Source organism: Sphingomonas mollis, assembly GCF_016427505.1.
GTDB lineage: Bacteria > Pseudomonadota > Alphaproteobacteria > Sphingomonadales > Sphingomonadaceae > Sphingomonas > Sphingomonas mollis.
The window spans coordinates 196,465-218,850 of record NZ_JAELXS010000006.1 but is presented as its reverse complement, the minus strand read 5'-3'; the positions used below and the strand labels follow the sequence as shown (position 1 = coordinate 218,850).

25 protein-coding genes and 1 tRNA gene are annotated in these 22,386 nt (G+C 68.0%); 12 read left to right on the top strand and 14 right to left on the bottom strand.

Annotated elements, in window-relative coordinates:
• Positions 1–21: 21 nt before the first annotated feature.
• Positions 22–471, bottom strand: a complete 450-nt coding sequence (locus JAO74_RS12435) for a DUF6456 domain-containing protein (RefSeq protein ID WP_199038363.1) — start codon at positions 469–471, stop codon at positions 22–24.
• An 85-nt stretch (positions 472–556) separates the two neighbouring features.
• On the opposite strand from JAO74_RS12435, the gene JAO74_RS12430 reads away from it, so the two are divergent.
• Entirely contained in the window at positions 557–1,114 is a 558-nt protein-coding gene (locus JAO74_RS12430) for a helix-turn-helix domain-containing protein (RefSeq protein WP_199038362.1), read from the top strand.
• Between the two features lie 12 nt (positions 1,115–1,126).
• Here JAO74_RS12430 and JAO74_RS12425 read toward each other — a convergent pair.
• The 7 genes from JAO74_RS12425 to JAO74_RS12395 form a co-directional block, all read right to left on the bottom strand.
• Positions 1,127–1,202 (bottom strand) — tRNA-Val (locus tag JAO74_RS12425).
• A gap of 70 nt (positions 1,203–1,272) precedes the next feature.
• Positions 1,273–2,175 (bottom strand): MarR family transcriptional regulator, encoded by a 903-nt coding sequence (locus tag JAO74_RS12420; RefSeq protein ID WP_233150975.1) that lies wholly within the window; start codon positions 2,173–2,175, stop codon positions 1,273–1,275.
• A 57-nt stretch (positions 2,176–2,232) separates the two neighbouring features.
• Positions 2,233–3,666, bottom strand: coding sequence for an NAD(P)(+) transhydrogenase (Re/Si-specific) subunit beta (locus tag JAO74_RS12415; protein WP_199038360.1), 1,434 nt, complete (start codon positions 3,664–3,666; stop codon positions 2,233–2,235).
• Positions 3,659–3,970, bottom strand: coding sequence for an NAD(P) transhydrogenase subunit alpha part 2 (locus JAO74_RS12410; protein ID WP_199038359.1), 312 nt, complete (start codon positions 3,968–3,970; stop codon positions 3,659–3,661). The genes JAO74_RS12415 and JAO74_RS12410 overlap by 8 nt, the downstream gene beginning before the upstream one ends.
• Positions 3,967–4,374 (bottom strand): endonuclease domain-containing protein, encoded by a 408-nt coding sequence (locus JAO74_RS12405; RefSeq protein WP_199038358.1) that lies wholly within the window; start codon positions 4,372–4,374, stop codon positions 3,967–3,969. Before JAO74_RS12405 ends, JAO74_RS12410 begins: the two co-directional genes overlap by 4 nt.
• Positions 4,375–4,430: 56 nt before the next feature.
• Positions 4,431–5,552 (bottom strand): NAD(P) transhydrogenase subunit alpha, encoded by a 1,122-nt coding sequence (locus tag JAO74_RS12400; protein ID WP_199038357.1) that lies wholly within the window; start codon positions 5,550–5,552, stop codon positions 4,431–4,433.
• 7 nt (positions 5,553–5,559) lie between these two features.
• Positions 5,560–5,697 (bottom strand): aa3-type cytochrome c oxidase subunit IV, encoded by a 138-nt coding sequence (locus JAO74_RS12395; protein ID WP_233150947.1) that lies wholly within the window; start codon positions 5,695–5,697, stop codon positions 5,560–5,562.
• 143 nt (positions 5,698–5,840) lie between these two features.
• On the opposite strand from JAO74_RS12395, the gene JAO74_RS12390 reads away from it, so the two are divergent.
• From JAO74_RS12390 to msrA, 6 genes are all read left to right on the top strand, one after another.
• Complete coding sequence (locus tag JAO74_RS12390; protein WP_199038356.1) at positions 5,841–7,247, top strand: sigma-54-dependent transcriptional regulator; 1,407 nt, start codon at positions 5,841–5,843, stop codon at positions 7,245–7,247.
• A 74-nt stretch (positions 7,248–7,321) separates the two neighbouring features.
• Positions 7,322–8,083, top strand: coding sequence for an SDR family NAD(P)-dependent oxidoreductase (locus JAO74_RS12385; protein ID WP_199038353.1), 762 nt, complete (start codon positions 7,322–7,324; stop codon positions 8,081–8,083).
• A complete protein-coding gene (pabB, locus tag JAO74_RS12380) occupies positions 8,080–9,846 on the top strand; it encodes an aminodeoxychorismate synthase component I (RefSeq protein ID WP_332908803.1) in 1,767 nt (588 codons plus the stop codon). The genes JAO74_RS12385 and pabB overlap by 4 nt, the downstream gene beginning before the upstream one ends.
• 38 nt (positions 9,847–9,884) lie before the next feature.
• Complete coding sequence (locus tag JAO74_RS12375) at positions 9,885–11,084, top strand: pyridoxal phosphate-dependent aminotransferase (RefSeq protein ID WP_199038349.1); 1,200 nt, start codon at positions 9,885–9,887, stop codon at positions 11,082–11,084.
• A gap of 332 nt (positions 11,085–11,416) precedes the next feature.
• The gene (locus tag JAO74_RS12370) at positions 11,417–11,560 is read left to right on the top strand and encodes a hypothetical protein (RefSeq protein WP_199038346.1); all 144 of its coding nucleotides are present in this window, start codon (positions 11,417–11,419) and stop codon (positions 11,558–11,560) included.
• A gap of 52 nt (positions 11,561–11,612) precedes the next feature.
• Entirely contained in the window at positions 11,613–12,218 is a 606-nt protein-coding gene (msrA, locus tag JAO74_RS12365) for a peptide-methionine (S)-S-oxide reductase MsrA (protein ID WP_233150974.1), read from the top strand.
• A 277-nt stretch (positions 12,219–12,495) separates the two neighbouring features.
• Here the strand turns inward: msrA and pdeM are convergent, their stop codons facing one another.
• Positions 12,496–13,158 (bottom strand): ligase-associated DNA damage response endonuclease PdeM, encoded by a 663-nt coding sequence (gene pdeM / locus JAO74_RS12360; protein ID WP_199038340.1) that lies wholly within the window; start codon positions 13,156–13,158, stop codon positions 12,496–12,498.
• Between the two features lie 133 nt (positions 13,159–13,291).
• Here pdeM and JAO74_RS12355 point away from each other — a divergent pair, with 133 nt between their 5' ends.
• Positions 13,292–13,651, top strand: a complete 360-nt coding sequence (locus JAO74_RS12355; protein WP_199038337.1) for a hypothetical protein — start codon at positions 13,292–13,294, stop codon at positions 13,649–13,651.
• On the opposite strand, the gene JAO74_RS12350 is transcribed toward JAO74_RS12355, so the two are convergent.
• Positions 13,632–15,026 carry a M20/M25/M40 family metallo-hydrolase gene (locus JAO74_RS12350; protein WP_199038333.1) on the bottom strand — a complete coding sequence of 465 codons (1,395 nt, stop codon included), beginning with the start codon at positions 15,024–15,026 and terminating at the stop codon, positions 13,632–13,634. The genes JAO74_RS12355 and JAO74_RS12350 overlap by 20 nt on opposite strands.
• A 146-nt stretch (positions 15,027–15,172) precedes the next feature.
• Here JAO74_RS12350 and JAO74_RS12345 point away from each other — a divergent pair, with 146 nt between their 5' ends.
• Positions 15,173–15,553 (top strand): hypothetical protein, encoded by a 381-nt coding sequence (locus JAO74_RS12345; protein WP_199038330.1) that lies wholly within the window; start codon positions 15,173–15,175, stop codon positions 15,551–15,553.
• A gap of 301 nt (positions 15,554–15,854) precedes the next feature.
• Here the strand turns inward: JAO74_RS12345 and JAO74_RS12340 are convergent, their stop codons facing one another.
• The 3 genes from JAO74_RS12340 to JAO74_RS12330 all read right to left on the bottom strand — a co-directional run bounded on the left by JAO74_RS12340 (position 15,855) and on the right by JAO74_RS12330 (position 19,700).
• On the bottom strand, positions 15,855–16,817 hold the full coding sequence (locus JAO74_RS12340) for an aspartyl protease family protein (RefSeq protein ID WP_199038326.1): 963 nt from the start codon (positions 16,815–16,817) through the stop codon (positions 15,855–15,857).
• A 52-nt stretch (positions 16,818–16,869) separates the two neighbouring features.
• Positions 16,870–19,275 (bottom strand): ligase-associated DNA damage response DEXH box helicase, encoded by a 2,406-nt coding sequence (locus tag JAO74_RS12335; protein ID WP_199038324.1) that lies wholly within the window; start codon positions 19,273–19,275, stop codon positions 16,870–16,872.
• Between the two features lie 71 nt (positions 19,276–19,346).
• Positions 19,347–19,700 (bottom strand): hypothetical protein, encoded by a 354-nt coding sequence (locus JAO74_RS12330; protein ID WP_199038322.1) that lies wholly within the window; start codon positions 19,698–19,700, stop codon positions 19,347–19,349.
• A 79-nt stretch (positions 19,701–19,779) separates the two neighbouring features.
• Here JAO74_RS12330 and JAO74_RS12325 point away from each other — a divergent pair, with 79 nt between their 5' ends.
• From JAO74_RS12325 to JAO74_RS12315, 3 genes are all read left to right on the top strand, one after another.
• Entirely contained in the window at positions 19,780–20,778 is a 999-nt protein-coding gene (locus tag JAO74_RS12325) for a ligase-associated DNA damage response exonuclease (RefSeq protein ID WP_199038320.1), read from the top strand.
• A 72-nt stretch (positions 20,779–20,850) separates the two neighbouring features.
• Complete coding sequence (locus JAO74_RS12320) at positions 20,851–21,123, top strand: DUF1488 family protein (RefSeq protein ID WP_199038318.1); 273 nt, start codon at positions 20,851–20,853, stop codon at positions 21,121–21,123.
• A complete protein-coding gene (locus tag JAO74_RS12315; RefSeq protein ID WP_199038316.1) occupies positions 21,120–21,359 on the top strand; it encodes a hypothetical protein in 240 nt (79 codons plus the stop codon). The genes JAO74_RS12320 and JAO74_RS12315 overlap by 4 nt, the downstream gene beginning before the upstream one ends.
• A gap of 134 nt (positions 21,360–21,493) precedes the next feature.
• On the opposite strand, the gene JAO74_RS12310 is transcribed toward JAO74_RS12315, so the two are convergent.
• On the bottom strand, positions 21,494–22,327 hold the full coding sequence (locus tag JAO74_RS12310; RefSeq protein WP_233150946.1) for an SPOR domain-containing protein: 834 nt from the start codon (positions 22,325–22,327) through the stop codon (positions 21,494–21,496).
• Positions 22,328–22,386: the final 59 nt, after the last annotated feature.

The following is a 22,386-nucleotide window of genomic DNA, read 5'->3' as shown; positions in this document are numbered from 1 at the left end:
GATGGGGTCCGGGTACAGGTGTCAGTGGACCCCATAATGGGACGCCACGCGGTCCAGCGCCAGTGTCAGGACCAGCCGCCCCGCCCGTGCCGGCCATCCCATCGCCTTTTCCGCCGCCGGCAACGCCTCGCCCGCGCACACCACCCGCCACAGGATGTCCGCCAATCCCGGCCCCGCCGCCGCCACCGCCGCGTCGAAGCGGCGCTTGGCCGCCAGTTGCGCGGTGGCGGGGTCGTCCGCCGTGCCACCGCGCGATCCATCAACGCGGGCGCTCCATTGCATCGTCACGCTGGGGCCGAGGGAGGCGCGTTCGTAATCGGCGCGCAACCGCTCCCCCGCCTCGAACTGGCGCGGGCTCACCAATCCTCGCGCGCGCAACCAGCTCAGAGGCGATTCGGCGACGTTCACCATCACCCGCCGCCCCCGCGACCCATCCTCGCCTCCCAGGGTCCGTTCCACCAGTTCGCGCATCCGTCATCTCCTGTCCGACGACATGGGCTTGCCATAACGGCACGGCTGTAGGACAGCGGCGAACCTATCCGGTTGGAGAATTTCAATGATAACCGCCATTCGGGAGGTTCGCCGCGCCAAGGGCATGACGCTCGATCAGGTCGCGCAGGCATGCGTGCCGCCCACCACCGCGCAGACGATCGGCCGGCTGGAAACGGGGACGCGCACCGTGTCGGTCGACTGGCTGAACCGCATCGCCGCCGCGCTGGGCGTAGCCGCCGCCGATCTGGTCCGCCTGCCCGATCGCCAGGATCTGCCCGTCGCCGCGCAACTCGACGAAACCGGCGCCCATGCGCTGCGTCGCCCCGCCACCGCCGCCCCGCCCGTGGTGCTGCCGGGCATGGTCGCGATCACCGTCGGTGCAGCGACCGGCGATTACCGCGCGGGTGACATATTGTGGTGCGAGACGCTGGCCCCCGCCGACTTCGCCCGCGCGCTGGACCGCGACGTGCTGGCCCCCCGCCCCGCCGGTCGCTTCGCGTTCGGGCGGCTGGTGGCGATCGAGGGCGACGTGATCCGCTTGCTGCCACCCGCATCCCCGCGTGAGCAGGTGGACGACCCGGCGTGGCTCGCCTTGCCGGTCCGGTTGGTCAGGTCATTGTGAAAAGGGGGTGCGTGGTGGGCGCTGACGGGCTCGAACCGCCGACCCTCTCGGTGTAAACGAGATGCTCTACCAACTGAGCTAAGCGCCCGCGCGCCCCTCGCGGCAACGCCGCGTCCGATGCCTTTAGCGGCTTGCCGGCGGATAACGCAAGGACCGCGTCACGCGATCGGCACGCCCGCCCGGCGGGCCGCCGCGACATAGCCCTGCATCCCGTCCAGCCCCCGCCCGGACAGCGTCATGAAGGCGCGACGCCGGTCGGTGGGATCGGGCAGCCGTTCGACCAGCCCGGCCTCGGTCAGCCGCGTGATCCACCGGAGCGCGGTGGTGGGCGCGACGGCGGCGGCGATGCACAGGCTGGATACCGACACGCGGCTCCCCTCCAGATGCGCGGCATACAGATCGAGCAGCATGTCCCACGCCGGGTCCTCGAACAGCCCGTCGCCGAAGAACGAATCGCGCAGCCGCCGCGCACGGATCGCCTGACGGATGATCTGCGGATCGGCGACCTCGCTCGCCGGCTTCACGCCGAAACTCGACCGCCGCGCCTCGACCGCCCCGTCGCCGGATCCCGTCAGGCCGCGTTCGCCATCGGTCAGCCGGACCAGCAGGTCGGCAATCCGCGCGATCTCGCCGTTCAGCCGTTGCAGCCGCTCGCCCTCATCCTCACGCACCCGGTCGGACAGGCCGGACCGGGTCGATGACCGCCCCGCGACCGCCAGCATCGCGACCAACTGGCCCGTACCGGCATCGCACAGCAGTTCGGCCGCCGTGCCCAGCAGCACCGCGGCGACGGGATCGATCTGGTCCGGGTCCAGCGTGACCACGATGTGCGGCGCCAGCACATCGATGGCGCTGCCGATATGCGGCAGGGCGGCATCGATCACCGCCCCCGCGATACCCTCCGCCTGGATCAGCAGCACGGGGTTGCCGAGCTGGCGGTCGATCAGCGTTTCCGCCTCGTCCCAGTTCAGCGTGGCCGCCACCCGGCCGCCCGCCATCGTCACCGCATCTTCGGCCCCGCGCTGCCGCGCCGGGGCGGCCAGCACCACTACATCGAACATTTCACGCACGCGCCGACAATCCCCCTTGGCCGGCGTCCCCGCGCCGCACTACGCCGATTATCCCAGCGCCTTGACGATCTCTTCGACCATCTTCTTGGCGTCGGCCAGCAACATCATCGTATTGTCGCGGTAAAACAGTTCGTTGTCGACCCCGGCATAACCGACGCCGCCCATCGACCGCTTGATGAACAACACCGTCCCCGCCTTCTCCACGTCCAGCACCGGCATGCCATAGATGGGTGAGGTCTTGTCGGTCTTCGCCGCCGGATTGGTCACGTCATTGGCGCCGATGACGAAGGCGACGTCGGTCTGCGCGAATTCCGAATTGATGTCCTCCAGCTCGAACACCTCGTCATACGGCACGTTCGCCTCGGCGAGCAGCACGTTCATGTGCCCCGGCATGCGTCCGGCAACGGGGTGGATCGCGTATTTCACCCGGACGCCCTCGTCCTTCAGCTTGTCCGCCATCTCGCGCAGGATGTGCTGCGCCTGCGCCACCGCCATGCCGTATCCCGGCACGATGATGACCTGTTCCGCCTGGCTCATCAGGAACGCGGCATCCTCCGCCGATCCGCGCTTCCACGGCCGGTCGATCGCCGCGCCGTCGCCGCTCGGCCCCGCCACCGCGCCGAATCCACCCGCGATCACGCTGATGAAGCTGCGGTTCATCGCCCGGCACATGATATAGCTCAGGATCGCGCCCGACGACCCGACCAGCGCGCCGGTGATGATCATCGCCGTATTGCCGAGCGTGAAGCCCATCGCCGCCGCCGCCCAGCCGGAATAGCTGTTCAGCATGCTGACCACGACCGGCATGTCCGCGCCGCCGATCGGCACGATCAGCAGGAACCCGATCAGGAATGCCAGCACCGCGATCGCCCAGAACGCCCACGCGCTCTGGCCTTGCGTGAAATACACGATCAGCAACAGGATCGCCGCACCGATGACCAGGTTCAACAGGTGCCGCGCCGGCAGCAGGATCGGCTTGCCGCCCATCGTGCCGTTCAGCTTCAGGAACGCGATGACCGAGCCGGAAAAGGTGATCGCGCCGATCGCCACACCCAGCGACAACTCCACCCGGCTGGCGGTGTGGATGACCGCCACCGGATCGCCGATCAGCGGCACCATCAGCGTCGCGATGCCGAACGCATCGGGGTTCAGGAACGCCGCCACCCCGACCAGCACCGCCGCCAGACCCACCAGCGAATGGAACGCCGCCACCAGTTGCGGCATCGCCGTCATCGCGATCTTGCGCGCGATAACGAAGCCGATGCCGCCGCCGATCGCGATGGCGATCAGGATTTCGGGCAGCGAGGCGATCTCGTGCGTCACCAGCGTGGTGACGACGGCGATGCCCATGCCGATCATGCCCAACCGGTTGCCCCGCTGGCTCGTCGCCGGGCTCGACAGCCCCCGCAGCGCCAGGATGAAGCACACGCCCGCGATCAGATAGGCCAGCGCCACCCACGGATTGGCCGCGACCTCATGCATGCCGCTTCTCCTCCGTCGCGGCGGGCCGCTCCTTCTTCTTGTACATCGCCAGCATCCGCGCGGTGACCGCGAACCCGCCGAAGATGTTGACGCTCGCCAACACCACCGCGAGCAGCCCCAGCCACTTGGCAACGGGCGATCCGGCCGCGGCCGACGCCACCAGCGCCCCGACGATGATGACCGACGAGATCGCGTTGGTCACCGCCATCAACGGCGTATGCAGCGCCGGCGTGACCGACCACACGACGTAATAGCCCACGAAACAGGCCATGACGAAGATCGACAGAACCGCGATGAAGGTCATGATATCTCCCAATCCTCCCCGGCACGGGGAGGGGGACCGCTCGCCGCAGGCGAGTGGTGGAGGGGGTTCGCCGCAGTCGCGACGATCGCCGTCACCACCGCATCGACGTCCCTCAGCACATCGGCAGCGGCGATGCGCAACACCCTGTACCCGTTCCCGGTGAAATAGTCGTCGCGCACGGCATCGCGCGCCGGTCGATCGCCCCGTCTATGCGCCTCCCCATCGACCTCGACGATCAGCGCAGCCTGCCGGCAATAGAAATCGGCGACATAGGGGCCGACCGGATACTGGCGCCTGAATTTCTGGCCGGTGCGCTTCGCTCGCAGATGCTGCCATACGAGCACCTCCGGCAGACTCATCGTCCGCCGCAGTTTACGGGCGAGCGGCACTTCGGGGCGGAGCATCCGGGGCGACCCCCCTCCACCGGCGGCGCCGGTCCCCCTCCCCGTGCCGGGGAGGATCAAGAAACCAGCCTCGGGTTCACCACCGCGCCACCCTTCGTCAGCCGAATCGCATCGCCGATCTCGGCATCCAGCACCGGTCGCCCGGCATCCTTGTCCCAGAACGCGCTCAGGAAATTATACAGGTTGCGCGAGAACAATGCCGAGGCATCCGCCGCCAGCCGGCTCGGCACATTGCGATGGCCGACGATCTTCACGCCGTGGCGCAGGGCGACCTCGCCCGCCACCGCGCCCTCGACATTGCCGCCCTGTTCGACCGCCAGATCGACGATGACGCTGCCGGCGCGCATGCTGGCGACCTGCGCATCGCTCACCAGCCGCGGCGCCGGACGGCCGGGGATCAGCGCGGTGGTGATGACGATGTCTTGCTTGGCAATATGCGCGGAGACCAGTTCGGCCTGCGCCGCCTGATATTCCGGGCTCATCTCGCCGGCATAGCCGCCCGCGCCCTCACCCTCGATCCCGGCGACGTTCTCGACGAAGATCGGTTTCGCACCCAGCGACTGGATCTGTTCCTTCGTCGCCGACCGCACATCGGTCGCCGACACCTGCGCCCCGAGTCGCCGCGCCGTCGCGATCGCCTGCAATCCCGCGACGCCGACGCCCATCACGAACACGCGCGCTGCCGCCACCGTGCCCGCCGCGGTCATCATCATCGGAAAGGCGCGGCCGTATTCGGCCGCCGCGTCCAGCACCGCCTTGTACCCCGACAGGTTCGATTGCGACGACAGGATGTCCATCGACTGCGCGCGGGTGATGCGCGGCATCCATTCCATCGCCAGCGCCTCGACCCCGGCGGCGGCATAGCCATCGACCCGCGCCCGCTCGCCGACCGGGTTCAAACTGGCGACCAGCCACGCCCCCGGCGCCGCGCCGCCCAGCGATGCGGGGTCAGGTCCCTGCACGCCCAGCACGATATCCGCCGCCGCCAGCGTCGCCCCGTGGTCGCCCACCGTCGCGCCGGCATCGGCATAGGCGGCATCGGCATAGCCCGCCGTTTCGCCCGCCCCCGCCTCGATCGCGACATCCGCGCCCAGGCCGATGAATTTTTTCACGGTCTCCGGCGTGGCGGCCACCCGCCGTTCGCCATCGGCCCGTTCGCGGAGGATGGCGATTTTCATGGCCGGGTCAGACCGCGATCAGCCAGACGACGATCGCGGCGATCAGAAATACCCCCAACGCACCCCATTTCATCATGCCGATCATTCGGTCATAAGTCGCAACGTGCGCGTTCAGATCACCCTTACCAGATCCGTTACCGGCCATCGTTGCATCCTCGATCCTGTATCGAGCGAGACCCTATCGACCCCGTCGCCCTACCTCAACCCCTACGCCGCCGGTGATGCGCTTAAGGCCACCTTTACTGTCCGCTGCCTATCGACCGTACCGAACTGGGACGGATTCGGCGAATGACGCGCAACGGACAGCGATTGCTACTCCTGATTGACGACGAACCGGCGCAGCGCCGACTCGTCGCGGCGCTGGCGGCGCGGGGCGGATGGCGCTCGATCTTCGCGGGCGATTTCGAACAGGCGATCGCCACGCTGGGTACGCAGGACGGCATGATGCTCGATGCGGTGATGATCGATCACCACGCCGCCGATGCCGATGTCACGCGCCTGATCGCCGAACTGCGCGAACGGCGTCCCGCGCTGCCGATCATGCTGCTCACCGCCAACGGTTCCGCCGATCAGGCGGTGGCCGCGATGCGCAGCGGCGCCACCGATTTCCTGGTCAAGCCGCTCGCCCCCGAACGCCTGCTCGCCGCGCTGGAAGCCGCCGTCGCGGGCAGCAGCGCCGGCGAACTCCGCCCGCTGACCGAAAAGATTCCCGCCCTCCTCGCGTTCGACGAGATCGTCGGCTCCGCTCCCGAATTCCGCGCCGCGCTGGCGATCGCCGCCAAGGCCGCCCGCGCCCGCGTCCCCGTCCTGCTCGAAGGCGAAAGTGGCGTCGGCAAGGAAGTGGTGGCCAAGGCGATCCACGCCGCCTCGCCCCGTGGCCGCAAGCCGATGGTGTCGGTCAATTGCGGCGCGATCCCCGCCAACCTCGTCGAAAGCGAGCTGTTCGGCCATGAAAAAGGTGCCTTCGCCGGCGCCTTCGAACGCAAGATCGGCCGCGTGCGCGAGGCGGAAGGCGGCACGCTGTTCCTCGACGAGATCGGCGAGATGCCGCTCGACGCGCAGGTTAAGCTATTGCGGCTGGTGCAGACCGGCGAAATCCAGCCGCTCGGCGCCCGTCATGGCCAGGCGGTCGACGTCCGCGTCATAGTCGCCAGCAACCGCCGCCTGAGCGAGGAGGTGGAGGCCGCGCGTTTCCGCGAGGACCTGTTCTATCGCCTGAACGTCGTGCAGGTCACGATCCCTCCCTTGCGCGAACGGATCGGTGACATCCCCGCGCTGTCGCGCCACCTGCTCGCGCGAATCGCCCGCCAGCCGGGTCTGCGCCCGCTCGGCATCACCGACGACGCGCTCGATCTGCTCGCCGCCTATGAATGGCCGGGCAATGTCCGCCAGCTCCAGAACGCGCTCTTCCGCGCCGCCGTGCTGTGCGAGGGGTCGGCGCTGACCCGCTGCGATTTCCCGCAGATCGCCGCGATGGGCCATCGCCGTGGCGGCGGCGCGGCGGAGGGCGGCGGCGTCACCCTGTTCAATCCCGACGGCCATATGCGCCCGCTGGAGGATATCGAGGCGGACGTGATCCGCCTCGCCATCGGTCACTATCGCGGCCGCATGACGGAGGTCGCGCGCCGACTCGGGATCGGCCGATCGACGCTCTATCGCAAGCTGGGCGAGCTCGGAATCGACAGCGCCGCCTGATTTTTTGCGGCCGACCGACCGGAATCGCACGGCCAAAGGAAGACAAGTCAGTTGGCGCGCCCTAATCGGTGGGGATGTCGTTCACCGATCGCACCATCCTGGTCACGGGCGCCGCATCGGGCATCGGTCTGGCGACCGCGCGCCATCTGGCGGCCGCGGGTGCGGCGCGACTCGTGCTGGTCGACCGCGACGCGGAGGCGCTGGTCCGGCTGACCTTCGATTGCACCGTCGACCTGCTGCCCGGCGATGTGGCCGACGAAGCCTTCTGGGATAGTGCCGCGCCGTTTCTCGGGCGGCTGGATCATGCCGTCATCAATGCCGGTGTTGCGGGCGCCGGCGCCATCGCGAGGCTGGAATTCGCCGAGTGGCGGCGGATCATGGCGGTCAACCTCGACGGCGCCTTCCTGACGCTGCGCGCGGCGATGCGCGCGATTATGGCGGGGGATGCGGCACGTGGCGGGTCGATCGTCGCGGTGGCGTCGGCCGCGGGGATCAAGGCCGAACCCGGCATCGCCGCCTATGCCGCGTCGAAGGCGGGGCTGATCCAGCTCGTCCGCGTCGCCGCAAAGGAAGGCGCGCCGGATCGCATCCGCGTCAACGCCATCGCCCCCGCCGGGGTCGAGACGCCCGTCTGGGATAGCGTACCGATGTTCGCGGACCGCGCCGCCGCGATCGGTCGCGATGCCGCCTTCGCCGAACTCGCCGCGCTGGCGACGCCGCTCGGCCGCTACGCCAGCGCCGAGGAGGTCGCGCGGCAGGTCGCCTTCATGCTGTCCGACGATGCGGCGTTGATGACGGGCAGCGTGCTGCTGGTCGATGGCGGATACACGTTGTGACCAGCCCTGCGCCTTACGTCCTGCTCGACGACGCCCGCCCCGGCGGCACCGCGCGCCTCTATCGCCAGCCGGTCGAGACGGTCGAGGCGACGACGCCGCACGACGTCCCCGCCGCGCTCGACCGTCTCCGCGCCGCCACCGCCGGCGGTCTGCACGCCGCCGGCTTCCTGTCGTACGAGGCGGGGGCGGCGTTCGAACCCGGCCTGCCGCCACCGCCGCCATCGCCCACCCCGCTCCTCTGGTTCGGCCTGTTCGAAACGTGGGAGCCGGTCGACGCCACGCATTGGCTGCCCGACCCGGCCGGCGCATGGATCGGCACGCCGCAGCCGCTGATCGAGCAGGAAACCTATGAAGCCCGCGTCCGCGACATCCTCGCGCTGATCGCCGCCGGCGACCTGTATCAGGCGAATCTCAGTTTCCGCGCGACCGTGCCCTTCGTCGGCGATCCGCTCGCCCTCTATGCCCGCCTGCGCGGTGGTTCGGCGGCGGGCTACGGTGCCGTGGTCGCCACCGGCCGCGATACGCTGGTCAGCCTGTCGCCCGAACTCTTCTTCCGCCTCGACGGCGACCGCCTGACCTGCCGGCCGATGAAGGGCACCGCCCGGCGCGGCGAGACCGCCGCCGGCGATGCCGCGCTTGCCGCCGCGCTGGCCATCGATGCCAAGAATCAGGCGGAAAACCTGATGATCGTCGATCTGATGCGCAACGACCTGTCGCGCGTCGCGGTGCCCGGCAGTGTGGCCGTGCCGGAACTGTTCGCGGTCGAGACCTATCCGACGATCCACCAGATGACGTCCACCGTCACCGCCACGCTCGCCCCCGGCCGCGATGCGATCGACGTGCTTGCCGCCACCTTCCCTTGCGGCTCGATCACCGGCGCGCCGAAGGTCCGCGCGATGCAGGCGATCGCCGCCATCGAGGGGGAGGCGCGCGGCGCCTATACCGGCGCGATCGGCCGGATCGATGCCGGCGGCGACGCGCAGTTCAACGTCGCCATCCGCACGCTGGCCATCGTACCTGGGGCGATCGTACCCGGCGCCGGTCACGCCACGCTGTCGCTGGGCGCGGGCATCGTCGCCGATTCGGACCCCGCCGCCGAGTGGCAGGAATGCCTCGCCAAGGGCGGCTTCGTCGGCGACGGCACGCCTGCGTTCGACCTGATCGAAACGATGGCCTTCGATCCCGAAGAGGGTATCATGCATCTCGACCGGCACATGGACCGGCTGCGTGACAGCTCGGCGCGACTCGGCTTCGCGTTCGATCGCCACACCGCGCGCAACGAGTTGCAGGCCGCCACCTTCCGCCTGCGCGAGGGGCGGCGCATCCGCCTGCTCCTCGCCCCCTCCGGCGCGATCGCGATCGAGACGTCGCCGCTGCCGCCTGCCCATCCCGGCCCGCTGTCGGTCGCGATCGTGCCGCTACCCGTGCCGCCCGCCGACCTGCGCCTGCGCCACAAGACCACCGACCGCCGCTTCTACGACAACGCCCGCCGCGCCGCCGGCACCGACGAGGTCGTGTTCGTCCATGACGGCCTGTTGACCGAGGGCAGCTTCACCTCGCTGTTCGTCCCCCGCGCCGATGGCGTGCTGGTGACGCCCGCCGGCCCGGCGGGGCTGCTGCCCGGCATCCTGCGCGCCGAACTGATCGACACCGGCCGCGCGGTCGAGGGCGATGTCCGCGTCGCCGATCTCATGAACGGCTTCTTCCTCGGCAATGCCCTGCGCGGCCTGATGCCCGCCAGTCTTGTTGCGCCGCCGAAATAGGCTATAGCGCCGCCGCCCCCAGCCAATAAGGCCCGATCATGCACACCTCCGCCGCGCTCGACCGCATCAGCCCTTCGCCGACGCTCGCCATCACCAGCCGGGTGATGGAACTGAAGCGCGCCGGGGTCGACGTGATCGGCCTGGGCGCGGGCGAGCCCGATTTCGACACGCCCGATTTCGTCAAGGAAGCCGCGATCAAGGCGATCCGCGACGGCAAGACGAAATACACCAACGTCGACGGCACACCCGAGCTGAAGGACGCGATCGTCGCCAAGTTCGCGCGCGACAACGCGCTTATCTACACGCCCAACCAGGTCAGCGTGAACGTCGGCGGCAAGCACACGCTGTTCAACGCGATGGTCGCCACGGTGCAGGCCGGCGACGAGGTCGTGATCCCCGCCCCCTATTGGGTCAGCTATCCGGACGTCGTGCAGTTCGCCGGCGGCACCCCCGTCATCGCCCCCGCCGGCCCCGAACAGGGTTACAAGCTGTCGCCCGAGGCGCTGGATGCCGCGATCACCCCGCGCACCAAGTGGGTGATCCTCAACTCGCCGTCCAACCCCACGGGCGCCGCCTATTCGGTCGCCGAGCTGAAGGCGCTGGGCGAGGTGCTGCTCCGCCACCCGCATGTCTGGGTGTTCGCCGACGATATGTACGAACACATCGTCTATGACGGTTTCCGCTTCGCGACGATCGCCGAGGTGGTGCCGGAATTGTACGAGCGCACGCTGACCGTGAACGGCTGTTCCAAGGCCTATGCGATGACCGGCTGGCGGATCGGCTATGCCGCCGGCGCGCCATGGCTCATCAAGGCGATGTCGAAGCTTCAGTCGCAATCGACCTCCAACCCCTGCTCGATCGCGCAGGCCGCCGCCGTCGCCGCGCTGACCGGCGACCAGTCGTTCCTCGCCGAACGCAACGAGGCGTTCCGTGGCCGCCGCGACCTCGTCGTCTCGGCGCTCAACGCGATCCCCGGCATGACCTGCCCGACGCCGGAGGGCGCGTTCTACGTCTATCCGTCGTTCGCCCCGCTGATCGGCCGCGTGACGCCGAAGGGCGTGACGATCACCGACGACGAGGCCTATGTGGCCTATCTGCTCGACGAGGCGCGCGTCGCCGCGGTGCAGGGCGCCGCTTTCGGCCTCTCGCCGGCACTGCGCATCAGCTATGCGACCTCGGACGCGCTGCTGACCGAAGCCTGCAACCGCATCGCCGAGGCCACCGCCGCCTTGCGCTGACCTGTTCCCCGGCGAAGGCGAGACTGGGTAAAAGTCGGCATCTTCGATGCTCTGCCTGTTTTCCCGCGAACGCGGGAATCCAGGGTCCCGCAGAATAACAGTTCGTGAGCCTGTGGCCCTGGGCTCCTGCTTTCGCAGGAGCACGGAATAAATATTCGCCTTCTGCTTCTACGCAGATCCTGACGCCGGAATGAACGTCTCGCCCAGCGAGCGTTCATTCCGGCAACGCTATGTTTCAGGACAGTCATCTTGTCGTGACGTGGTGCATCCACGACATGGCATTCAACGTAGCTGCACCGGACGTTCGGTGACGCTCTTTAGGTTCAAGGATTATGATCAGCTTTCTCAAGTCCAGCTTCGTGTGGCAGTTCGCCGGCGGCTTCGTGCTTGGCGCGATCGGCCTCGTGGCGCTTCAGCCGGCCGAGGCGACGCGCGAACTGGCCAGCCGCTTCACCCCCACGCATCAGGTTCGCTGAGATGAAGGCGGCGGGCATCGCGATCGGCACGCTGGCCGTGCTCGCCGCCACCATGGCTGTCGATCACGCGCAGGCCGAACGCGCCGTCCCCGTGCCCGCCGCGCGCAGCGACGTCCCCGCCACCCCCGGCCTGCAGACCGCCGTACTCGCCGGTGGCTGTTTCTGGGGCATGGAGGCGGTGTTCGGCCATATGAAGGGCGTGAAGGCCGTCACCGCGGGCTATGCCGGCGGCGCTGCCGGCACCGCGACCTATGACAAGGTCTCGACCGAGACGACCGGCCATGCCGAGGCGATCCGCATCAGCTACGATCCCCGGCAGGTCAGCTATGCGACGCTGCTCCGCATCTATTTCTCGGTCGCGCACGATCCGACGCAGTTGAACCGCCAAGGCCCCGACAGCGGCCCCAGCTACCGCTCCGCCATCTTCCCCCAGACGCCCGGACAGGCCACCGTCGCCCGCGCCTATATCGCGCAACTGGGTCAGGCCCACGCCTTCCCCAAGCCGATCGTGACGAAGCTGGAACAGGGCAAATTCTATCCGGCCGAAGCCTATCATCAGGATTTCTTCGACCGTAACCCCGGCCACCCCTACATCGTCGCCTGGGACAAACCGAAACTGGCCGCCTTCCGCGCCGCCTACCCCGCGCTGGCGCGCTGACGCGAGCTTTCCCTCTCACACCAGGAGAGGGAGAGAGCGCCATGCCCCAAGTGTCGTCATTGCGAGCGCAGCGAAGCAATCCAGAGCCCCGCGCGCTGCCTAACGCAAATTGCGTGAAATCGGACCCATCCCCTGACCGTTCAGCCTGAGCAGAGTCGAAGGCCACCTATCCGCAAGGTGCTTCGACTTCGCTCAGCACGAACGGGTCGGATTAAGCGCACGTTGCCCCGGATTGCTTCGCTGCGCTCGCAACGACGGCCATTCCGGCCGCCAGCCCTCAGGCCGCCAGCGGAAACCGCAGCAACCGATCCGCCACCGGCACCCATGCCTGCGCCGCCTTGCCCACCGCCCGCACGATCTCCGGATGATCCGCATCCAGCCCGCCGGTCAGCGATCCGAACGCGGGCAGGATGATCTTCGTGCCGCTGCCGATGAAGCATCGCCGCGCCACCTGCCGCCCGCGCACCCGCACGCGCAGCTTGGGATGGAAATGTCCCGACAATTCCGGCCGCGTCTCGCGCGGATCGGCTTCGTGGCGCATCACGATGCCGTCCACCACGACCTCCTCCGCCACGTCGCCGCCGCACCGGTCGCGGATCGCGGGATCGTGATTGCCGGTGATCCATGTCCAGCGCGTCGCGGCGATCAGCCCGCGCAGCATCTCCTGCGCCGCAACCGGCAACCGGTCGCATCCCTCGACATCATGGAAACTGTCGCCCAGGCACCAGATCTCGGTCGCCCCGGTTCGCGCGACCAGCGTCGTCAGCGCCGCCAGCGTCGCCTGCGAATCATAGGGGGGCAGCAACTGCCCCCGCGCCGCGAACCAGCTCGCCTTCTCCAGATGCAGGTCGGCGACCAGCAACGCGGCCCGCGCCGGCCAGTAAAGCGCACCGTCGGCCAGTGCCAGAAACTCGTGTCCGCCGAACGAAAGGGGAACCATGGACCGCCCATGCCCATGATGCCCTTTCTTCGCAAGCGCTTGTTGCCGGCGGTCGTCCACTCGCTGACAGAAAGGACAGGTGCAGGATCACCGGATCGGCCCTATGTTCGGCACCGAGCAACAAGGAAATCCGATGCCCCTTCCGATCCTGATCGCCGCCGCCCTCGTTCAGGGCGCGGCCGCCGCGCCCGCCCGGCTGACTCCCGAACAGGCCGACGCCCGCTGCGTCGTCATGCTCGGCTTCATCAGCACGCAAGGGAGGATGCCCGCCGACAAGATGGAGGCGGTGAAGAACGGCACCGCCTATTATCTGGGCAAGCTGCGGGGCCGCAATCCGAACGTCAACCTGCCCGCCGTGCTCGACGCCGCCGCCAAGACCGCCGCCGCGCAAAAGGTACCCGTCGGCCCGGAGAGCCAGCGCTGCGGCGCCGAGCTGAGTTCCCTCGCCGCCGCCTCGCGCCCCCCTGCCGCCGCTACCCCGCGTAAGCCTTGACCAGATCGAACAGGTAATCGCGACCATCATAGAGCGAGCGGACGCGAATCCGCTCGTTCAGGCCGTGGGTGCCGCTGCCGTCCTTGTCGATGAACATCCCCGGCACGCCGTACACCGGGATGCCGATCGCCTGCAGGAAGATGCCGTCGGTCGCGCCGGTCGACATGAACGGGGCGAAGGGCACGCCGGGGAAATGCTTCGCCGCCAGCTTGCGCGCCGGATCGATGATCGCCGGCGTCAGCTTGGGCGGGATCGCGACGGGGCGGACCGGCTGGTTCGCCGTCACCGTCACCGCCGGTCCGGCCAGTTCCTTCAGCTTGGCCAGCGTGCCGTCCACCGTCTCGCCCGGAAAGATGCGGCAATTGACGTTGGCGGTCGCCCGCTGCGGCAGCGCGTTTTCGGCATGGCCCGCGTTCAGCAGCGTCGCGACGCAGGTGGTGCGCAGCGTCGAGTGATACGCCTTGTCCGCGCTCACCGTCGCGTCCGCCGCCTTGTCGGTCGGGTCGGCCAGCAACTTGCCGATCGCGTCGCCCATCAACGGTGCGCTGACCTTGGCCTGCGCGGTGAAGAACGCCCGCGTCGTGTCGGTGAAGCGGACCGGGAATTCATATCCCTGCACCGCCTTCACCGCATCGGCGAGTTGATAGATCGCGTTGGTCGGCACCGGTTGCGAGCTGTGCCCGCCAGGATTCGTCGCCAGGAAGGTGTAGTTCTGCGCCGCCTTCTCGCCGACCTGCATCGCCAGCGTCTGGCGCTTGCCATTCTCGTCCAGCCGGCCGCCGCCGCCCTCGTTCAGCGCGAATTCCGCCGCGACCAGATCGGGCTTGTTCTTGGCCAGCCACTCCGCGCCGTTCCACGCGAAGGTCGTCTCCTCGCCACAGGTCAGCGCCAGCTTGATCGTCCGCTTCGGCTTCGGCCCGCTCTGTTTCAACCGGATCAGCGTATCGGCCCAGATCGCCGCCTGCGCCTTGTCGTCGACGGTGCCGCGGCCCCAGTAATAACCGTCCTCCTCGACCAGCGTGAACGGATCGCGCGTCCAGTCCTCACGCTTGGCCTCGACCACGTCCAGATGCGCGAGCAACAGCATCGGTTTGGCCGCCGCATTGCTGCCCGGCAGCACCGCGACGAGGCCACCCTCCTTGGGATGATCGGGAATCGAGAAGGGATGCAGGTCGGCATCGGCGAATCCCGCCGCCTTCAGCCGCGTCGCGATCTGCGCCGCCGCCTGCGTGCAGCTACCGACCGACAGCGTCGTGTTGGTTTCGACGAGTTGCTTGTACAGGTCGAAGAACGCCTTCTGGTCGGGCCGGTCCTGCGCCATCGCCGGCGTCGCCGCCATCACCGCGCCCGCCAGCGCCCATCCCGTCAACCGCATGCCCGCTCCTTCTTTATGAACCGTCAGTAGAGCGTGTCGCGGACGTCCACGCAACGGGGACGTGAGGCCGCTTCGCCGAGATGGATCGCATCATGGCCGCCATCCAGCACACGGTTTGCTAACCGTTTTGGATGTACAAATAACGGATGAAGAATTTCCTGCGCGCCCTTTGGTTTGTGTGGGAAGCCGCAACGGCGCCGTTCTATCCAGACCCAGCCTTGAAGGTCGAGGGGGCCCGAAGCTGGCTCGAGAACAATGTTCGAGTTGGCGATCGTCTTACACCTCGCCTGATAAAGGATATGAGAGCGGCCGAATTCAAGGCCGGGCGTGCTCCAGCAGATATCCAGCGAGATATCATCATGTCTCGCCCTTGGAGCAATCTGCCAATTGCTCATATATACGTTTGTGAAATGCTGGTCTCTTCACGACCGGCTATCAGCGCAACCGATGTTCGAGCATGGATTGCGTTAGATGTCCATAACACCATCATTCATAGAGAAATCGTGGAGCTCCGCGTGGGCCTGTAAAGGCGACAACGCTCACCTTATGAGCGAGCGAAAAGCAGCTTTTGGCGTCCGTAACGTTCTGCTTAGGTGACCAGCAATGGCGCAAACGGGCCCACGCCCGCTGCCACCGCTGTCGAACATCGGAACCACGGCGCGGTGGGCTGTCCTACAGCGGCATGATGGCGTACGGCTTCGTCCGCAATCGCTCTTTCTCACGGTCTGCCGACCACCCGTTATAATCCCGCGCACGCGTGTACGCGCCCACGTGCGCACGATCGCGCGCACGTGGGAGGTGCGACTTTAGCGACTTTCCGCGTCCGCCTCACCGTGCCGCAAACGACGTTCCCCGCGTCATGACATTGCGCGGCAAGGCCAGCCGGATCGTGCGGTTGGTGAAATCGATCTCGACCGACCGGAACATCCTGAGCGTTTCCATGCCCAGCAGCAGCGCCGGCTTGTCCGCCAGCCCGAACCGGCCAAACGGAACGACATCCGCCACCGCCACGCCGACGCCGGAAAAGGTGACGCCGCCGATCTCCAGCCGGTCGAGTTGATGGACATCGGCGACCAGCGTCTCGCCGCTCGCCGCGATCATCGATACCGGCCCGATCGGCACCGACGACTTCGCCAGTCGCAGCAAGGCGCTGTTGGCGATCGTCACCGGCGATCCCGTGTCGATCACCACCGCAATCCGCTTGCCGCGCCAGTGCGCATCGGTGACGATCAACTGGCCGAACCGCGATTTGGCGACGATCACGATCTCGTCGGGCGCCGCCGCCCGCTGCATCCGGCGTCGCGCCGGCGTCAGCGTCATGTTGCTGCGGTCGAAATCGATCACTACCCGCTGGCCCTGCAACGCATCCAGCCCCAGCATCCCGGCCGCACCGATGAAGCGGCGGGCATAGACCGGCGCCTCGATCAGATCGGGCGACAGGCGGCTGACCTTCAGCAACGGGATGCGCGCCGTCGGCGTCGACAGCGTGCTGGCCATCGTCGTCACCCGAACGAACGGCCCCGGCTCCAGCCCCAGACTGGCCGCCAGTTCGGTCGACACCACCGTCCGCTCGGCCCCCGTATCGATCACGAACGGCCATGCCCCCTTGCCGGCGATCGTCACCGGCACCGTCATCCGCAGGTCGAGTTCTTCCAGCGCCAGTTCGTCACCCGGATCGGGCGGCACCGCGGGTAAGGCGGCCGCCACATCGGGCAAGGGTCCCGGCACCGGCATCTGCGCGAGCGTGGGTGCCGTCCACCACAGCCCCGCCGCCGCCATCAAGGCGAACATCCTCTCCATCCTGCGCAGAAAGCTGCGCCTCGCCGCGCCGCTTGGCAAGCGCTCAGTCGATTCGCATCGCCTCGGCGGCCAGCACCTCCGCCTCGACCAGCAGCGCGTCGTCGCCCGCATTGGTCGATATCCGCTCGCGACCGATCAGGACCAGCACCGGCACCGCCAGTGGCGACACCCGGTCCAGATCGACATGCAGCATCGTCCCCGCCGCCCGGTCGAGCAGGTTGGCGAGTCGCCCGACATCGGTCATCCGCGCCCGCGCATCGTCCCACGCGGCCTGCAGCAACAGATGCGACGGTTCGTATTTGCGCAGCACGTCATAGATCAGATCGGTCGAAAACGTCACCTGCCGCCCGGTCTTGCGCTTGCCGGGATGCTGCCGCTCGACCAGCCCGCCGATCACCGCGACCTCGCGGAACGCGCGTTTCAGCAGATGCGATTGCTGCACCCATTCGACAAACTCATGTTCGAGAATATCGGCCGAGAACAGCGACGCCGGATCGGTGATCGGCTCCAGCGCGAAACAGGCGATTGCATAATCATTGGCGACGAAACCCAACGGTTTCAGCCCCTGCGTCTCCATCCGCCGGGTCAGCAACATGCCCAGCGACTGATGCGCGTTCCACCCCTCGAAGCCGTAAGCGACCATGTAATACCGCCCTTCCCGTGGAAAGGTCTCGACCAGCAACTGGCCCGGCCGCGGCAATACGGAGCGGCGCTCGTGGATCTCCAGCCATTCGCGGACATCGTCGGGAAAGCGCGACCATTCCGCCGAACTCGACAGGAACCCGCGCACCCGGTCGGCAAGGCTGGTCGACAGCGGCATCCGGCTGCCGCCGTAACTCGGCACCCGCGCCGGGCGGCTGGTGGCGCGGACGATCAGGTCCTCGGTATCGATCTTCTCAACCTCCAGACTGAGGCCAGCAAAGAAAAAGGTATCGCCATGGCTCAGCGTGGCGGCGAAGCCCTCCTCGACCTTGCCCAGATTGCGGCCATTGCGGAAACGGACGGTCAGCATCGTCGCCTCGACGATGATACCGGCGTTCAGGCGATGTTGCGCAACAAATTTCGGATGCGCCACACGCCAGCTGCCATCGGCGTCCTGCACCAGCCGCTTGAACCGGTCATAGGCGCGAAGCGAATAGCCACCGTCGCGGATGAAGCCGAGCACGCGGTCGAACACCTCGTCGGTCAGCGCCGAATAGGGCAGCGCGGAACGGACTTCGTCGAGCAGTTCCGCCTGCTGGAACGGCGCGGCGCAGGCACAGGCCATCACATGCTGCGCCAGCACGTCGAGCGCACCGGGGCGAAACAGGTCGGGGTCCAGTTCCCCCGCCTCGACCGCATCGAGGGCAGCGCGCGCCTCCAGATATTCGAAGCGGTTGCCGGGCACGAGGATCGCCTTCGACGCCTCGTCCAGCCGGTGGTTGGCGCGGCCGATCCGCTGCAACAGCCGCGACGATCCCTTGGGTGCGCCCATCTGGATGACGCAATCGACATTGCCCCAGTCGACCCCCAGATCGAGACTGGCCGTCGCCACCAGCGCCCGCAGCCTGCCCGCCGCCATCGCGCTTTCGACCTTGCGCCGCGCCTCCAGCGACAGGCTGCCGTGATGAACACCGATCGGCAGACCCTTATCGTTCGCCTTCCACAGGTCCTGAAAGATCAGCTCGGCGAGGCTGCGGGTGTTGCAGAACACGATCGTCGTGGTGTGCGCCTCGATCTCCCGCATCACCTGCTGCGCAGCATAACGGCCCGAATGCCCGGCCCATGGCACGCGGTCCTCGGGCAACAGGATGTCGATCACCGGATCGGCCCCCGCCTCGCCCTGCACCAGGCTGACGGTGTCGATATCGCCGTCCGGCGCCAGCCACGCCCGATAGCCGTCGGGATCGGCGACGGTGGCGGACAGCGCGACGCGGCGCAGATCGGGCGCGATCCGCTGCAGCCGCGCCATCGACAGCGACAACAGGTCGCCGCGCTTGCCGGTGGCGAAGGCATGGACCTCGTCGATCACGATCGTCCGCAGGCCGGCGAACATCGTCGCGCTGTCGGGATAGCTGAGCAGCAGCGACAGCGATTCGGGCGTGGTCAGCAGGATGTGCGGCGGCTTCACCCGCTGCCGCGCCTTGCGGTCCGACGGCGTGTCGCCGGTGCGGGTCTCGACCCGGATGTCGAGGCCCATTTCCTCGACGGGGGTGACGAGGTTGCGCTGGATATCGACCGCCAGCGCCTTCAGCGGGCTGACATAAAGGGTGTGCAGCCCCTCGGTCGGATGCTCGATCAATTCGGTCAGCGTCGGCAGGAAGCCAGCCAGCGTCTTGCCCGCCCCGGTGGTGGCCACCAGCAGCGCGTGATGCCCGGCCCGTCCCTCGGCCAGCATGTCGAGCTGATGACGCCGGGGATGCCAGCCGCGGGTGGCGAACCAGTCGGCCAGGGGGGTGGGGAGATTCATCTGGACGCTATGTAGGGTCGCCGGGCGGCGGCGATAACCGCGATCAGGCGAGGTTGCGCCCTATCCGTGCATCAGGCGTCGGATGCAGTCGCCGCCGCCAGCCGATCCAGCCAGGCCTGCGCCTGTTTCGGCTCGCCGACCGCCTGCGGTCCGACCGGCCCGCGCGACGCGGCGAATTGGCGGTGAAGGTCGAACGGCGACAGGCCGAGACGATCCCTCGCCTCGTCGATCGCCTCCCCGATGTCGTTCAGGTTATCGATGGTCGGGGCGATCGCGGCGCGGGACGCACGGTCGTTCTGGTGACCGAACAGTTTCATCTTTCCCGCCGCCGTCCTGCGCAACGCCTCGACCAGCGCGGCGGTGTATTCCGCCTCCAGTTCCAGCCGCTGGATGTCGAGGCGTTCAAGTCGGTCAGCCTTTGCCATCGCCCACCCCTATCCCGCGGCATCGGTGTCGGCAATCGAACCCGGATGATCCTCCCGCCGTTCCCTGCGTTGAGGGGACATGGCAAAGCTCGGCGACTGGATCGAACCGCATCCGCACGGCATCTATGTGCGGCCCGCCGATGCGTGGGTCGACCCTTCCGAACCCAGCCCCCGCGCGCTGGTGACGCATGGCCATGCCGACCATGCACGGGGCGGCCATGGCCGGGTATGGGCAACGCCCGAAACGCTGGCGATCATGGACGCACGCTATGGCCCGCAGACCGGTGAGCCGGTTGCTTACGGCGAGACGATCCGGATGGGCGAGGTCGAGGTGGGCTTCGTCCCCGCCGGCCATGTGCTGGGATCGGCGCAGATCGTACTCGATTACCGGGGCGAGCGGGTGGTCGTGTCGGGCGATTACAAGCGCCGCCCGGACCCTACATGTACGCCGTTCGAACCAGTGAAATGCGACGTCTTCATCACCGAGGCGACGTTCGCGCTGCCGGTGTTCCGGCATCCCGACACCGGCGACGAGATCGACAAGCTGATCGCCCGGCTGCACGCCAATCCCGATCGCTGCGTCGTCGTCGGCGCCTATGCATTGGGCAAGGCGCAGCGGGTGATCGCCGAACTGCGCGAACGCGGGCATGAGGCGCCGATCTACATCCACGGCGCGCTGCAACGGCTGTGCGATCTGTATGCCGAACACGGCGTGCGGCTGGGCGAGCTGATCCCGGTGGCGGATACGCCCAAGGCGGCAATGGCGGGGCATGTCGTGATGTGTCCGCCCGGCGCGCTGAACGATCGCTGGTCGCGGCGGCTGCCCGATCCAATCACCGCGATGGCCAGCGGGTGGATGCGGGTGCGGCAACGGGCGGTGCAGAAGAATATCGAACTGCCGCTGATCCTGTCCGACCATGCCGACTGGGACGAGCTGACCGACACGCTGACCGAGATCGCGCCGAAGGAAGTGTGGGTGACGCATGGCCGCGAGGATGCGTTGGTCCATTGGTGCATGACCCGCCAGATCAAGGCGCGCGCGCTGGCGCTGGTGGGCTTCGAGGACGAGGACGATTGAGGCGGGAACGACGGCTTATGGGAACATCCGCACGTGTCTTTCGCTGTTAAATCTCCCATCAGGAGCAAGCCCATGGCCGATCACCGGCTGACCATCGACCCCGCCACCGTGTTCGACAATGTCGATGAACGCCGCGTCGAATTCGCCGCCACCATCGATGGCGAGCCCCGTGCCTTCGCCGCGCAATATGATCTGCTGGAGGCGCTGGCCGCCGAGACGCCGGACGACCGGGCGGTGGCGCTGTTCCACCGGCATCTGCCGCGGGTGCAAGAACTAGCGGCCGTGGCGGCGGCGCGCGATCAGGATCAGGCGATCGTCGTCGTCAGCGAGAATGATCTGGCATGACCGAGGGCATCGACTGGCAGATGAGCGCGGCGCTGGAGAACGTGCCCCGCGGCGACAGCGAACTGGCACAGGTAAGCAGTCTGGCCGGCGCGGTCAGGGAATGGGTGATGCTGGACGGCGAGATGCAGGCCGGGGCGCTATTGACGCCCGAACGGCCGGTGGCGGTCGATGACGGCGAGCCGGTCGCGGCATTTGCCGGCATGGCGATCCGGGCGCTGGCGGAGCGGCTGGATTGAGCTGTCGCCCGCCAGATGCCGGGGAGCAAAATTGGCAAGGCATCCCGTCATCGCGAGCGTAGCGAAGCAACCCAGAGCCGCGCGCATGACGCTCCGGGTTGCTTCGCTACGCTCACAATGACGAATCGATATGATTACCGCGTTCCGCCGATGGGCATGCAGTCGAACCCTCCGGCCGCCGCCGCCGCGCACAGGCGGATGGCGCCAGCTCGATCCGACGCCGCCCCGACGCGGACACGGACCAGCGGCTTGCCCGGCACCTGCTCGTAGGAAGGCTGATACGCCGCCAGCGACGGGACACGGGCCAGCGCCTTTTGCCACGCGGCCTCCGCTGCCGGCCGGCCGGTGAAGGCGCCGATCTGGATACGCCATGGCGCCGCGCCGGGCAGGCTGGTGGTAGCTACCGGTGCCGCGGCCATGGCGATGCGTGCGGCCGGATTGCGCCGGCTGGTGAAATAGGGCTGTTCGAGTTCTACCAACGCAGTCGGCGCGAAGGTGGCGAGCGCATCGGCCGGGGTCGCCGATGTGCGTTCGGCGACGGTGCCGGCGACGGTACAGAAACCGCGCTGCGCCGCCGGATCGGCGAAGAAATTATAAAGCTGCGTCATGTGCCGGTCGAGCGTGGCCGGGTCACTACCATGGCGTGTCTTTTCGGCGGCATAGGCGGCAGCGAGCGTCGCCTTCCGATCGGTCAGGAAGGCGTTGTAGCGGGTGACGATCGCGGCACCGGCCGGCCCCTGCCCGCAACTGAGCGCCGCGACGTTCAGGGCCGCACGCAGATGCCAGACCGCTTCCTCCGGTCCCAGATCGCTGTTGATCGTGGGGGTCGGCGGCGGGGTCGGCGTCTCGACCGGCACGGGTGGTTCGACCGGCGGCGGCGGTGCAGGCTTGTCGCGATGCGCGCAGCCGGCGATCAGCAGGGCCAGCGTCGTGCCGGCGATCGTCTTGCGCATGTACATGGCCCCCATGGCGATTTCCCTACCCGTTTCCCCCTACCCGCTTCGTCGTCGGCGTAAAGCGACGCTGC

Coding starts and splice junctions, on each gene's coding strand:
- JAO74_RS12435 (WP_199038363.1), bottom strand. CDS start 471: ATGCGCGAACTGGTGGAACGGACCCTGGGAGGCGAGGATGGGTCGCGG.
- JAO74_RS12430 (WP_199038362.1), top strand. CDS start 557: ATGATAACCGCCATTCGGGAGGTTCGCCGCGCCAAGGGCATGACGCTC.
- JAO74_RS12420 (WP_233150975.1), bottom strand. CDS start 2,175: ATGTTCGATGTAGTGGTGCTGGCCGCCCCGGCGCGGCAGCGCGGGGCC.
- JAO74_RS12415 (WP_199038360.1), bottom strand. CDS start 3,666: ATGCATGAGGTCGCGGCCAATCCGTGGGTGGCGCTGGCCTATCTGATC.
- JAO74_RS12410 (WP_199038359.1), bottom strand. CDS start 3,970: ATGACCTTCATCGCGGTTCTGTCGATCTTCGTCATGGCCTGTTTCGTG.
- JAO74_RS12405 (WP_199038358.1), bottom strand. CDS start 4,374: ATGCTCCGCCCCGAAGTGCCGCTCGCCCGTAAACTGCGGCGGACGATG.
- JAO74_RS12400 (WP_199038357.1), bottom strand. CDS start 5,552: ATGAAAATCGCCATCCTCCGCGAACGGGCCGATGGCGAACGGCGGGTG.
- JAO74_RS12395 (WP_233150947.1), bottom strand. CDS start 5,697: ATGGCCGGTAACGGATCTGGTAAGGGTGATCTGAACGCGCACGTTGCG.
- JAO74_RS12390 (WP_199038356.1), top strand. CDS start 5,841: ATGACGCGCAACGGACAGCGATTGCTACTCCTGATTGACGACGAACCG.
- JAO74_RS12385 (WP_199038353.1), top strand. CDS start 7,322: ATGTCGTTCACCGATCGCACCATCCTGGTCACGGGCGCCGCATCGGGC.
- JAO74_RS12375 (WP_199038349.1), top strand. CDS start 9,885: ATGCACACCTCCGCCGCGCTCGACCGCATCAGCCCTTCGCCGACGCTC.
- JAO74_RS12370 (WP_199038346.1), top strand. CDS start 11,417: ATGATCAGCTTTCTCAAGTCCAGCTTCGTGTGGCAGTTCGCCGGCGGC.
- msrA (WP_233150974.1), top strand. CDS start 11,613: ATGGCTGTCGATCACGCGCAGGCCGAACGCGCCGTCCCCGTGCCCGCC.
- pdeM (WP_199038340.1), bottom strand. CDS start 13,158: ATGGTTCCCCTTTCGTTCGGCGGACACGAGTTTCTGGCACTGGCCGAC.
- JAO74_RS12355 (WP_199038337.1), top strand. CDS start 13,292: ATGCCCCTTCCGATCCTGATCGCCGCCGCCCTCGTTCAGGGCGCGGCC.
- JAO74_RS12350 (WP_199038333.1), bottom strand. CDS start 15,026: ATGCGGTTGACGGGATGGGCGCTGGCGGGCGCGGTGATGGCGGCGACG.
- JAO74_RS12345 (WP_199038330.1), top strand. CDS start 15,173: ATGAAGAATTTCCTGCGCGCCCTTTGGTTTGTGTGGGAAGCCGCAACG.
- JAO74_RS12340 (WP_199038326.1), bottom strand. CDS start 16,817: ATGTTCGCCTTGATGGCGGCGGCGGGGCTGTGGTGGACGGCACCCACG.
- JAO74_RS12335 (WP_199038324.1), bottom strand. CDS start 19,275: ATGAATCTCCCCACCCCCCTGGCCGACTGGTTCGCCACCCGCGGCTGG.
- JAO74_RS12330 (WP_199038322.1), bottom strand. CDS start 19,700: ATGGCAAAGGCTGACCGACTTGAACGCCTCGACATCCAGCGGCTGGAA.
- JAO74_RS12325 (WP_199038320.1), top strand. CDS start 19,780: ATGGCAAAGCTCGGCGACTGGATCGAACCGCATCCGCACGGCATCTAT.
- JAO74_RS12320 (WP_199038318.1), top strand. CDS start 20,851: ATGGCCGATCACCGGCTGACCATCGACCCCGCCACCGTGTTCGACAAT.
- JAO74_RS12315 (WP_199038316.1), top strand. CDS start 21,120: ATGACCGAGGGCATCGACTGGCAGATGAGCGCGGCGCTGGAGAACGTG.
- JAO74_RS12310 (WP_233150946.1), bottom strand. CDS start 22,327: ATGGGGGCCATGTACATGCGCAAGACGATCGCCGGCACGACGCTGGCC.